Genomic DNA, 12,201 nt, shown 5'->3' on the forward strand with positions numbered 1-12,201 from the left:
ATGTATTAATTTTGCAGCGAAATTAAAACTTAAAATTTGAGACAATGAAACGAATTACAACAACTCTTCTGTTTATCAGTCTGTTTCTGTGCGTCTATGCGCGCGGAAATGCTGCAGAATCCCAAATTCAGTTAGTTAGAAATGCAACCCTGCTTATTGACTATGCCAGGCATCATATTCTGCTCGACCCGATGCTTTCACCTAAGGGCGCATTAGGAAGCGTGAGAGGCAAAGTAAAAACACCGATGGTGGAATTGCCAATGAAAGTAGACGAAATCACCAAGGGGCTTGACCTCATATAGGTTACCCACGCTCACGTTGACCATTTTGACCCAACGGCAGCGGCTGTATTGGATAAGTCGCTGAAATTGTTCGGACAACAAGCCGATGAACAATACTTTCTTAACTGCAACTTCTGGAATGCCGAAGCCATTGCCGACAGTGTGGTATATGACGGTATCACGATCATTCGCACGGATGCGCAACACGGCACTGGCCGCATGCTGAAAAACATGGGAGACGCTTCGGGGTTTGTCCTGAAGGCCTCCGGACATCCTACCGTTTATATAATCGGTGATGGAGTTTGGACACAAGGTATTGCCGACAATATCGTAAGATATAATCCTGACTATATCGTGGTTAATTCCGGCGGAGCCGTAATGCCCGGCGGTTACGACGCTACGCCCATCATCATGGACGAACGGCAGGTCATGGCATTGATACAAGAAAGCGGCAACGCGAAAATCATTGCCGTACACATGGATGCTGTGGATCATTGCCTTACCACCAGAGCTGTTTTACGGAAAGAGGCGAAGAGAATGAAAATAGGAAATGATAAATTGCTCATTCCTGAAGACGGAGAGATTATTTCCTTGAGTAAATAACATTTGATTTGGATAGTGGAATGAGGGTGTGTCAAAATGGGAGTTATAGGAAGTTCTATTTTGACACACCTACGCTTCATTTAATGAAAGGCATAAAGAATAAAAAGATTTCTATTTTTTGACATTGACGGTACGCTCGTGAGTTTCACAAACCACAAAATTCCAGAGTCTGCCATATATGGATTGACGCTTGCGAAAGAAAAGGGGGCCGGCATATACATTGCGACAGGACGCCCATACGGGCTTATAAACAATATTGAAGAAATAAAACACTTGGTCGATGGCTATATATCGGTCATTAGAAAAATGACAAGAAGATTTTTCTAATGACCAATTTTGAATAAACTATTGAGTCGCTTTGGAAGCGATAAATTCTCTTACTGTATATTACTTAGTATACCATCATTAGTATCTTAGAATATTGATTTAATATAGCTAATAAGTTCTGTATTGTTGCAATTAGGAACCTCAAGAGATCTGCCTCCTTTCAAGCCATGCATACACAGTTCTTTTTCAGAAAGCTTTGTGCCTTCATATTCTTCAAGAAGTTCAAGTTTATAGGTAATATCATTAGGTGGTGTTTCTACCCAAAACGCTTGATCTTCACGTTTGCAATTCTCTGCGGTCACCACCATTTTGAAGCGTACACAACGCTCATCAGACATAAAAAGATACACAATGTCTCCGATAGAAAAACGTGCTCTTCCCATTCTCCAGCTGATAAATCCAAGACTGTGGATTACGTCAGCATGTCTACACCTTTTTCTGTTGGCAAAGGCAAGCCAAGTGCGATTTAGTGTCATGCCTATAGGATATTTCATAATCAGTTGTTTTGATTTACAAAAATACTTTATTTGAATGATTCATACAAATATTCATCTGATATCTTTCATAAAGAAAAAAATGTGTATCTTTGACATCTGATAAACATTAAAGTATATATGACGATGACATTACAGGAAGCAATAATGCTAAGACATAGCGTGCGCAGGTACATACACAAGCCTTTATCGGCAGAAATCATTGAGACGCTGAGGAAGAAGATAGAGGAGTGTAACGCTGAGGGCGGACTGCACATTCAGCTTGTTACTAACGAGACACGAGCTTTCACGGGACTCTTCTCGTACGGCAAATTCTCTGGTGTTGAGAACTATATAGTGATGGTAGGCAAGAAGGCTGACGACCTTGACGAACGTGTGGGCTATTACGGGGAACAACTTGTACTGCTGGCGCAGACGCTCGGACTGAATACTTGCTGGGCAGGACTGAGCTATCGCAGAGTGGACGAGGCTTACAGTGTTGGTGATGACGAAAAACTGACGTGTATGATAGCCTTGGGATATGGAGCTACGCAAGGACATAAGCGCAAGAGCAAGACAGCAGAGCAAGTGAGCAACATCAGCAGCGACTCGCCCGAATGGTTTCGCAATGGTGTGGAAGCAGCACTCCTGGCTCCTACAGCCATCAATCAGCAGAAATTCTCGTTCACTTTATTGCCTAACGAACAAGACACAGAAGACAAACCAAAGGTTCTCGCCAAGCGAGGTTTCTCAATGGTGGGATATACTAAAATGGATATAGGCATAGCCAGACTGCACTTCGAGATTGGTGCAGGAACGGAAAACTTCGATTGGGCGTAACGTCCTTTTTATATAAAGAGAACAATTATGAAGACACTTCCATACATAGTATTCAGCTTTATCATGCTTTGCGCATTGTGCACCAGCATAAACAGCTATAACAGAACAGAGAATATGATAGCGCAGGACGTAAATAGGGCTTTGGAGCAAGTCCTGGCGAAGATGCCTGACAATGTGGTAACCACAGACACCATACGCTGTTATCGTAACTATCTGACCATTGCCGAGCTGAAGGATACGGCAGGCATTGCCATGCGTACTGTTCGTAGGGACGGACGTTGGGAGACGAAGATGGTGGCAGAGGCCAACTATGGCTTTGCTGCGACATTCATGATGTCTGACCAGAAGGCTTCCGGCTCTCTTATGTTTGTCGGTATGATGTGGCTGTTGGGTAGTCTGTGGTATGTGAAGCGGAAAAGGCCAGAACTGGTGGCGCAAGGTTTGGCGTACGGAGGCATAGTGCTCAATGGCGACAAGTTTATGACGCTTTCGGGCGAGCAGATCCGTCTTACACCAATGCAGCATTCCCTGCTCGAGATGTTTATGCTGACGGACACGCATACTCTCTCAAAACAGGAGATTTGTGACCGTCTATGGCCGAAGAAACCTGACGCCAGCGATACGCTCTACACTCTTGTACGACGCATTAAACCAATCATCGAAGCTCATAGCCGTCTGAAGATAGAGTCGGACAGAGGCAAGAGCTATAGTCTGAAACTCAAATAGATAGGATGGTTGTCAGCCAATTGTCAGGGAAATGTCAGACAGATAAATTGGCTTTCTTAAAAGGAGAATATATATTTGCATCGAAAATCAAAAAATGGTGCAAATGAAACGATTGATTACACTTTCCATTATTCTTTCTTCCACATTCTGTGCTTATGCTCAGGATGTGGAAAAGACTATCACGCTCGACGAAGTGACAGTAAAAGCAGCCAAGGTTGTGAACAAGGCAGACGGTATGATAATTTATCCTACCGATGCTCAGAAGCAAGCTTCTAACAATGGCTACAGCATTCTTGAGAAACTCACACTTGCCAATCTTCGTATCGACAACATCAGACATTCTATTACTGCCATCGACAATAGGGGAGGAGTTCAGATTAGAATAAATGGTATCGTGGTTGGCAAACCGGATATGTTGGCTCTCAATCCAAAGGACATCTCCAAGATAGACTTCATCAACAATCCCGGCGTTCGTTATGGTGACGGCATAGCCTATGTCATTGATATAGTGACACGCAGAAACGAGAGCGGATATACCGTTGGCACGGACCTTACCTCGGCGCTTACCACGTTGCAGGGCGATGACATGGTTTATGGTAAATGGAACAAGGGCAAGAGCGAATTATCGTTTTCGTATGACGTGAGCGGGTATAAAACCAAAGGCGAAAAGAGCAAGCAGTCGGCAGATTACACCTTGACAGATGGTAGTATCTATACAATAGAACGAAACGATGTGGAGTCGCTTCGTAAATCCATATCGCATGATGCAAAACTTACCTATAACTGGTCAGACTCAACGGCAACAGTCTTTCAGGCATCATTGAACGGAGCATTCAACAACACTCCCGACAATTATACTGTTAAGGATATTGTGGACGGCACTCGCCAATATAAAGCAACAAGTAGAGCGAAAGACAAGAGCTATTCGCCCGTATTGGATATCTATTTCTTCCGTCAGCTCACGCCATGTCAGTCTGTTACCGCAAATGCTGTAGCCACGTATATCTCCACACAGACAAGCAGTTATTATGACGAGGGCACACCTTATAAATATAATGTGGATGGCAAGACGGCTTCTCTGCTTACAGAGGTAATCTACGAGAATCGACTGAAGCCCTTCACTTTCTCTACAGGCTTGAATAACAGTTATAAGTACATCAAGAACAACTATCTTGGTGATGCTTCCTCTTTTACCAAGACCAACAACAACCGCCTATATGCCTTTGCCGAAATCAAGGGCATGCTCCAGCCTTTTAGCTACACATTAGGAACTGGCGCAAGTTACATTCATTACACTCAGAACGGACACAGATACAACTTCTGGACTTTCCATCCAAAGGCATCTCTGACATATCAGATTAGTAATAGCATGCAGCTGAGCTATACTTTTGGGATGCAGGACAAAGTCTCGCGCATAGCCATGACGAGTGATGCTACGATTCGCACAAACAGTATGGAATGGACAGTAGGCAATCCTGACCTGAAACCTTCGCACGATATTGAGCATCGCCTACATGTTTCATACAACACAAGTCGCTTGCAGACCTTCGTTGAAGGTTATTATAAACAATGTCTAAAACCGAACATGGCTCACTATGAGCGAACTGACGGCAATAAGTTTCTTTATACCCAAATAAACCAAAAGGAGATAGACGCGCTGGATGTCTATGCATATGCAAGCTATTGGCTCTTGCCCGAAAAGCTCCAAATTGCAGCCAATGGAGGAATATATAGATGCTTCAATTTCGGCTACGGCTATACGCATTGCTACACCTCATGGTTTTATGCAAGTAGCATCACGGCTTATCTCGGCAACTTCACGTTGCAAGGCTATGTTGACAACGGCAATCGATTCTTGGAGGGTGAATCTAAAGGCTACAACGGAGCTTATTCGGTACTGAAAGCATCCTACACATGGCGCGATTGGCAATTTTCATTGTCATGGGTAAATCCATTTATGAGCAATTACAAGTCGTACGAGAACGAATTGCTCAACCGCAACCTATATAAGCATACCATCGGCTATTCCAAAGGCAACGGCAACCAAATATCCCTGAACCTATCCTGGCGTCTAAGCCGAGGCAGCAAGCATAAGTCAGCAGAAAAGAGAATTAACCTGCGCGACACGGATAATGGTATTATCAAATAAAAATACAAAAAACGACAATAGAGACAATGTAGACAACTCAATAGCGGTTGTCAGTCATTGTCTCTATTGTCGTTTTTATGTTATTGAGAGTTGGGATTTCATAACCCTCAACTCTCAATTCTTAATTTTCAACTCGGATTAGTATTCACCCCAAGCCTTGATGTCGATATCCTCAATCTTCGTTGTGCAGAATGCATAGATAAATGCACTTGCAAGACGAGCATTGGTGATAAGAGGCACGTTGAGGTCGATAGCGGCACGACGAATCTTGTAGCCGTTGGTAAGCTCTGAGCTTGTGAGGTTCTTCGGGATGTTGACAACCATGTCGATAGTATGGTTGTGCAACAAGTCGAGAGCCTTAGGCTCTTCACCCTCCTCTGATGGCCAAAGCACATGAGTGTTCTCAATGCCATTCTCTGTAAGGAACTTGCTTGTACCACCTGTAGCATACAGTTTGTAACCATTCTCAAGAAGCATCTTGGCTGCGTCGAGCATTGCAACCTTCTGCTTTGCACCACCTGTAGAAAGAAGGATGTTCTTCTTCGGAATGCGGTGACCTACAGAGAGCATACTCTTAAGCAATGCTGTGTTGGTGTCGTCGCCCAAGCAACCTACCTCACCGGTAGAGCTCATGTCAACACCAAGCACTGGGTCGGCCTTCTGCAAACGGTTGAATGAGAACTGCGAAGCCTTGATACCTACATAGTCGAGATCGAAGAGGTTCTTGCTCGGCTTCTCTACCGGCAAACCAAGCATTACGCGAGTAGCAAGCTCGATAAGGTTGATCTTAAGAACCTTGCTCACGAATGGGAACGAACGTGATGCACGCAAGTTACATTCGATAACGAGGATATCGTTGTCGCGAGCCATGAACTGAATGTTGAATGGTCCGTTGATGTGAAGTTCCTTGGCAATCTGACGACCTACACGCTTACAGCGGCGAACAGTCTCAACATAGAGTTTCTGTGGCGGGAACTGGATGGTAGCGTCACCAGAGTGTACACCAGCAAACTCAATGTGCTCTGATATAGCGTAGGCGATAACCTCACCATTCTTAGCCACAGCATCCATCTCAATTTCCTTTGCATGCTCGATGAACTTACTAACCACAACAGGGTGATCCTCACTAACGTTGGCAGCCAACTGCAGGAATCGCTTAAGCTCATCCTCATTTGAACAAACGTTCATAGCAGCACCCGAGAGAACGTAAGACGGACGAACGAGTACTGGGAAACCTACACGCTCGATGAAGCGGTCGATATCCTCCATACTTGTAAGTGCACTCCACTCTGGCTGGTTGATGCCATTGTTGGTAAGCATCTGCGAGAACTTAGCACGGTCCTCAGCATTGTCGATATCCTGAGCCTTGGTACCGAGAATTGGCACATGCTGCTCGTCGAGAAGCATAGCAAGGTTGTTAGGTATCTGGCCACCAGTAGACACGATTACACCATGAGGAGTCTCAAGGTCGATGATGTCCATCACGCGCTCGAATGTGAGCTCGTCGAAATAGAGACGGTCGCACATATCATAGTCGGTTGACACTGTCTCTGGGTTGTAGTTGATCATTACCGAACGGTAACCCTCCTTGCGGATAGTATTCAGAGCCTGAACACCACACCAGTCGAACTCTACAGACGAACCAATGCGGTAAGCACCTGAGCCAAGAACGACGATAGAACGCTTGTCGTTTTCGAAAGTAATATCGCTCTTAACGCCAGCGTATGTCACATAGAGGTAGTTGGTCTGAGCTGGATACTCTGCAGCAAGTGTGTCTATCTGCTTAACAACAGGAAGGATGCCATAGTTCTTACGACGTGAACGCACCACAAGCGAAGCCTTGCGCATAGACTTAAGCTCGTCCTCCAAACCTACTGCACGAGCAATCTGGAAGTCGGTGAAACCATAAACCTTGGCTGTACGCAGAAGTTCCTTGTCGAGAGTGTTGATATTGCACTTCTTCATAGCCTCATCGATGTCGATGATGTGCTTGAGTTTCTCAAGGAACCACTTGTCAATCTTTGTCAGCTCATGTATCTGGTCTACGGTATAGCCCTTATGCATAGCCTTCGAGATAACAAACACACGCTTGTCAGTAGGCTCGCGCAAAGCTGCATCAATATCCTCTATTTCAAGCTCCTTGTTCTCTACGAAGCCGTGCATACCCTGGCCAATCATGCGCAGACCCTTCTGGATAGCCTCCTCGAAGTTGCGGCCGATAGCCATAACCTCACCTACCGACTTCATTGAAGAGCCAAGCTCCTTGTCTACACCACGGAACTTAGAGAGGTCCCAACGTGGAATCTTGCAGACTACGTAGTCGAGTGCCGGCTCAAAGAAAGCGGATGTTGTCTTGGTAACAGAGTTCTTCAACTCAAACAAGCCATAACCCATACCGAGCTTAGCAGCAACGAAAGCCAAAGGATAACCTGTAGCCTTAGAAGCAAGAGCAGATGAGCGGCTCAGACGAGCGTTTACCTCGATAACGCGATAGTCCTCCGACTGTGGGTCGAAAGCATACTGCACATTACACTCACCAACGATGCCGATATGACGAATAATCTTTATAGCCAAAGCACGGAGCTTGTGATACTCTGAGTTGGTAAGGGTCTGCGACGGAGCGATAACGATCGACTCACCAGTATGGATGCCTAATGGGTCGAAGTTCTCCATGTTGCAGACAGTGATACAGTTGTCGTAGCGGTCGCGCACTACCTCATACTCTATCTCCTTCCATCCCTTCAAGCTCTTCTCTACCAACACCTGCGGAGAGAACGAGAATGCCTTCTCGGCAAGCTTGTCAAGTTCTTCCTCGTTGTCAGCAAAGCCAGAACCAAGTCCACCGAGAGCGTAAGCAGCACGGATAATAACCGGATAGCCAAGCTCGGCAGCAGCCTTACGAGTCTGCTCTATATTCTCGCAAGCCTCGCTCTTGATAGTCTTAACGTTGATTTCGTCGAGCTTCTCTACGAAGAGCTCGCGGTCCTCTGTGTCCATAATAGCCTGAACCGGAGTACCAAGCACCTTCACATTATACTTCTCGAGGATACCCTGACGATAAAGCTCAACACCACAGTTGAGCGCTGTCTGTCCACCAAACGAGAGCAGGATGCCATCAGGACGCTCCTTCTTGATAACCTCCTCTACGAAGTAAGGCTGAACAGGAAGGAAATATATCTGATCGGCAACACCCTCTGATGTCTGCACGGTAGCAATGTTAGGGTTGATGAGCACAGTCTCAATACCCTCCTCACGCAAAGCCTTGAGAGCCTGAGAACCAGAATAGTCGAACTCGCCCGCTTCACCAATCTTCAAGGCACCCGAACCGAGCAACAATACTTTCTTTATATTTTCGTCTTTCATTTATTCTAATGCTTAATTGATTAATGTTTGATGTCTAAATGGCTGATGCCATAAACATACAAAACTTAAACATTTGGATTTTTCACTTTTCGTTCTTCACTTTTCACTTACTTCAATGCTTCCACAAACTTGTCGAACATGAACTCTGTGTCTACCGGACCTGAGCATGCCTCTGGATGGAACTGGCTTGAGAACCAAGGCTTAGACTTGTGGCGAATACCCTCGTTAGAACCGTCGTTCATATTTACGAACAATTCCTCCCAGTCAGCACCAAGTGTCTTAGCGTCAACAGCATAACCGTGGTTCTGTGATGTAACGAAGCACTTTTCGGTGCCAACCATACGAACTGGCTGGTTGTGCGAACGATGACCATACTTGAGCTTATAGATGTGAGCACCTGCAGCCTTAGCAAGCAGCTGGTTGCCCATACAGATACCACAGATAGGCTTGTCGGAAAGGCTCATCTGCTTCTGGATAATCTTAACGGCAGCCTCACACATGTCAGGGTCGCCAGGACCGTTGGCAAGGAAGAGTCCGTCAAACTCCATGTCGGTATAGTCGTAGTTCCAAGGCACACGAATAACCTCACAACCGCGGTTGATAAGACAACGTATGATGTTGGCCTTAACGCCACAGTCTACGAGAACAACCTTCTTGTCAGCACCCTCATTGTAGCGTACAATCTCCTTGCAGCTAACCTTATCTACGAAGTTAACTCCAGCATACTCGGCGGTTGGGATATTCTCAGGTTCGTCGTCAAAGATAATCTTACCCATCATAACACCATGCTCGCGCAACACCTTTGTAAGTTCACGGGTGTCGATACCTGTAATACCAGGTACGTGCTCGCGCTTGAGCCATTCTGCAAGACTTTCAACAGCGTTCCAGTGGCAATACTCCTCACTATAGTCAGCCACAATGATAGCCGAAGCGTAGATTTTGTCACTCTCCATGAACGTTGGCAATCCGTTCTCCTCAAAAGAGAAAGGAGGCACGCCATAGTTTCCTACAAGCGGATAGGTCAGAGTCATGAGCTGTCCGGCATAAGAAGGGTCGGTCAACGACTCAGGATATCCCATCATCGCTGTGTTGAAAACGACCTCTCCAGCCACTGGTGCTTCATAACCGAATGACTTACCATGGAACTTGGTTCCGTCTTCCAATACTAAAGTTACATTTCTCATAGTTCTATATCTTCTCTTTGTTTGTCTTGAATATTTTAGTTTCTTCTTTCCCCTTGTTTGTTATAGTTGGACTTATACCCTCCTACACTTATTCGCGCACAGACGCCCTGAAAGCGCAAAAGTGTAATCGTGGTATATACTTTTGCCCTTCCAGGGCGCGTGTTGCTAAGGTGTTGCCAACACAGGCTGCGACAGATCTGTCGTACCACTTATGTTTACATTAGCTTCTCCATATAGTTGACGAAAGCCTGGTTGCAGAGTTTTGTTCCGCCTGGTGTTGGATATTTGCCAGTAAAATACCAGTCGCCTTTATGGTTTGGTATAGCCTCATGCAGCCCATCAATAGATTGGTATACCAGTTCAACTGGTGTTTCCAGTTCGTCTGGGCGCAACATTTCTACTATCTTTTGGTTTATCTCGTCTATTGTGAACGGCTTGTATACGTCGCGTACACAGTTACGCATCAACTGCTTCGGCTTAAGCAGCTCAAGCTTGCACGACTCGTACACTCGCTTAAGCAAGTCTTGCATGCCTCGTTCCTTTATAAGCTCCATTGTTGCACGGAATACGCAGAACTCCTCAAGGCGTGGCATATCTATGCCATAATAGTCTGGATAGCGTATCTGCGGAGCCGACGACACGATGACTATCTTCTTAGGATGCAGACGGTCGAGTATACGCAAGATACTCTCCTTGAGCGTTGTGCCTCTAACTATAGAGTCGTCTATCACCACAAGGTTGTCTACGTAAGGTTCAATGCATCCGTATGTTATGTCGTACACATGTGAGGCAAGGTCGTTGCGCGAATTGCCCTCAGTGATGAATGTACGCAGTTTGATGTCTTTTATTGCCACCTTCTCCGAGCGTACAAGCGTGTCGAGTATTGCATGCAATTCCTCGTCTGTTGGTTTATGGTCGAGTTGTTGTATCTTCTCAACCTTCAGTCGGTTGCTGTACTTCTTAAATCCCGAGAGCATACCATAGTATGCCACCTCAGCCGTATTTGGTATGAAGGAGAATACGGTGTGGTCGATGTCGTTATCTACAGCCTTCAGTATCTGTGGCACAAGTAGCTCGCCCAGCTGTTTGCGCTCGCTATATATATCACGGTCAGAACCTCGGCTGAAGTAAATACGCTCGAAAGAACAAGCCGAGTCGCCTCGCTGTTGAAGTATCTGTTCCATTCTAACCTTGCCTTGTCTACTTACGAGCAAAGCATATCCAGGTTGCAATTCCTGAATATCCTCACACTCGAGATCGAATGTAGTCTGTAGAACAGGACGCTCAGATGCCACTGCAACAAACTCATCATTGGCATAATAGAATGCAGGACGGATTCCCCATGGGTCGCGCATAGAGAACATCTCTCCCGAACCGGTAAGTCCGCACATTACATATCCACCATCAAAATCAGGCATTGATGTCTTTAGAACATTAGCCATATCCATGTGCTCGTCTATATAATGTGTCAGTTCCATACCGTCAAGACCTTGAGCCTTAGCTTCCACATAATTGCGTTCAGCCTCACGGTCAAGACGGTGTCCCATCAGCTCGAGCAATGTATATCCATCGCTGTAAATACGCGGGAACATGCCTCGAGTCAGCATCTTCTGGAATATCTCGTCGATATTCGTCATATTGAAGTTGCCACAGATACATAGATTCTTTGCCTGCCAGTTGTTTCGGCGCAAGAAAGGATGTACGTATGAAAGTCCCTTCTTTCCAGTCGTGGAATAGCGCAAGTGTCCCATGTACAGCTCGCCAGCAAACGGCAAGTGTTCCTTAGCAAAGTCGGCATCGGCAAGCAACTCAGGTGAGAGGCAAGCAAATTCCTTCTGTACACGTCCGAATATCTCGGTTATCGCATCCTTGCCCTCAGCTCTTTCACGAAACATATACTCCGTACCTGGCTGTCCGTCGAGCTTCACGCAAGCCATACCTGCACCTTCCTGTCCTCTGTTGTGCTGCTTCTCCATCATCAGATAGAGCTTGTTAAGACCGAACATCCAAGTGCCGTACTTTTCTTGATAGTATTCCAATGGCTTGAGCAATCTAATCATTGCCACACCACACTCATGCTTTAATGGTTCCACGATTATTATCCTTAAAGGGTTATATATATACTTTTATCTATGTCTTTCTATAAAAGATTTGAAAAATGACGTTTTGTCGTCTGTTTGCCTTAACACTTAGTGTATAGGTAAAAATTAAGCGTCAGGTTCTTTACCCAACGCTTATTTGAGTGCCATAAGGCA

The 12,201-nt window shown here is 45.6% G+C and carries 9 protein-coding genes and 1 pseudogene; 6 read left to right on the forward strand and 4 right to left on the reverse strand.

Annotated elements, in window-relative coordinates; translation table 11 throughout:
• The first annotated feature begins 44 nt into the window (after nucleotides 1–44).
• The 3 genes and pseudogenes from C9991_RS00445 to C9991_RS00455 all read left to right on the forward strand — a co-directional run.
• Nucleotides 45–302 carry a hypothetical protein gene (locus tag C9991_RS00445; RefSeq protein ID WP_106810692.1) on the forward strand — a complete coding sequence of 86 codons (258 nt, stop codon included), beginning with the start codon at nucleotides 45–47 and terminating at the stop codon, nucleotides 300–302.
• Nucleotides 303–350: 48 nt separating this feature from the next.
• Nucleotides 351–884: an MBL fold metallo-hydrolase gene (locus C9991_RS00450; RefSeq protein ID WP_106810693.1), complete on the forward strand. Its 534-nt coding sequence runs from the start codon at nucleotides 351–353 to the stop codon at nucleotides 882–884.
• Nucleotides 885–983: 99 nt separating this feature from the next.
• Nucleotides 984–1,178: pseudogene (locus C9991_RS00455) on the forward strand (HAD family hydrolase); the annotation flags it as partial.
• Between the two features lie 119 nt (nucleotides 1,179–1,297).
• On the opposite strand, the gene C9991_RS00460 reads toward C9991_RS00455, so the two are convergent.
• Nucleotides 1,298–1,705 (reverse strand): hypothetical protein, encoded by a 408-nt coding sequence (locus C9991_RS00460; protein WP_106810695.1) that lies wholly within the window; start codon nucleotides 1,703–1,705, stop codon nucleotides 1,298–1,300.
• A 120-nt stretch (nucleotides 1,706–1,825) separates the two neighbouring features.
• Between C9991_RS00460 and C9991_RS00465 the strand changes: the two genes are divergently transcribed.
• The 3 genes from C9991_RS00465 (at nucleotide 1,826) to C9991_RS00475 (ending at nucleotide 5,399) form a co-directional block, all read left to right on the forward strand.
• A complete protein-coding gene (locus C9991_RS00465; protein ID WP_232823206.1) occupies nucleotides 1,826–2,524 on the forward strand; it encodes a nitroreductase family protein in 699 nt (232 codons plus the stop codon).
• Between the two features lie 27 nt (nucleotides 2,525–2,551).
• Nucleotides 2,552–3,250 carry a winged helix-turn-helix domain-containing protein gene (locus C9991_RS00470; RefSeq protein ID WP_106810697.1) on the forward strand — a complete coding sequence of 233 codons (699 nt, stop codon included), beginning with the start codon at nucleotides 2,552–2,554 and terminating at the stop codon, nucleotides 3,248–3,250.
• Between the two features lie 103 nt (nucleotides 3,251–3,353).
• Nucleotides 3,354–5,399, forward strand: coding sequence for a porin family protein (locus tag C9991_RS00475; protein ID WP_106811702.1), 2,046 nt, complete (start codon nucleotides 3,354–3,356; stop codon nucleotides 5,397–5,399).
• Nucleotides 5,400–5,537: 138 nt separating this feature from the next.
• On the opposite strand, the gene carB is transcribed toward C9991_RS00475, so the two are convergent.
• From carB to C9991_RS00490, 3 genes are all read right to left on the reverse strand, one after another.
• Complete coding sequence (gene carB / locus C9991_RS00480; RefSeq protein ID WP_106810698.1) at nucleotides 5,538–8,762, reverse strand: carbamoyl-phosphate synthase (glutamine-hydrolyzing) large subunit; 3,225 nt, start codon at nucleotides 8,760–8,762, stop codon at nucleotides 5,538–5,540.
• 107 nt (nucleotides 8,763–8,869) lie between these two features.
• The gene (carA, locus tag C9991_RS00485) at nucleotides 8,870–9,946 is read right to left on the reverse strand and encodes a glutamine-hydrolyzing carbamoyl-phosphate synthase small subunit (RefSeq protein ID WP_106810699.1); all 1,077 of its coding nucleotides are present in this window, start codon (nucleotides 9,944–9,946) and stop codon (nucleotides 8,870–8,872) included.
• Between the two features lie 215 nt (nucleotides 9,947–10,161).
• Entirely contained in the window at nucleotides 10,162–12,039 is a 1,878-nt protein-coding gene (locus tag C9991_RS00490; protein ID WP_106810700.1) for an amidophosphoribosyltransferase, read from the reverse strand.
• Between the last annotated feature and the right edge of the window lie 162 nt (nucleotides 12,040–12,201).

Source organism: Prevotella merdae, from assembly GCF_900290275.1.
Lineage (GTDB): Bacteria > Bacteroidota > Bacteroidia > Bacteroidales > Bacteroidaceae > Prevotella > Prevotella merdae.

What these genes read in the sequence shown, in the direction of transcription:
- C9991_RS00460 (WP_106810695.1), bottom strand. Translation starts at nt 1,705, where the DNA reads ATGAAATATCCTATAGGCATGACACTAAATCGCACTTGGCTTGCCTTT.
- carB (WP_106810698.1), bottom strand. Translation starts at nt 8,762, where the DNA reads ATGAAAGACGAAAATATAAAGAAAGTATTGTTGCTCGGTTCGGGTGCC.
- C9991_RS00465 (WP_232823206.1), top strand. Translation starts at nt 1,826, where the DNA reads ATGACGATGACATTACAGGAAGCAATAATGCTAAGACATAGCGTGCGC.
- C9991_RS00475 (WP_106811702.1), top strand. Translation starts at nt 3,354, where the DNA reads ATGAAACGATTGATTACACTTTCCATTATTCTTTCTTCCACATTCTGT.
- C9991_RS00445 (WP_106810692.1), top strand. Translation starts at nt 45, where the DNA reads ATGAAACGAATTACAACAACTCTTCTGTTTATCAGTCTGTTTCTGTGC.
- carA (WP_106810699.1), bottom strand. Translation starts at nt 9,946, where the DNA reads ATGAGAAATGTAACTTTAGTATTGGAAGACGGAACCAAGTTCCATGGT.
- C9991_RS00470 (WP_106810697.1), top strand. Translation starts at nt 2,552, where the DNA reads ATGAAGACACTTCCATACATAGTATTCAGCTTTATCATGCTTTGCGCA.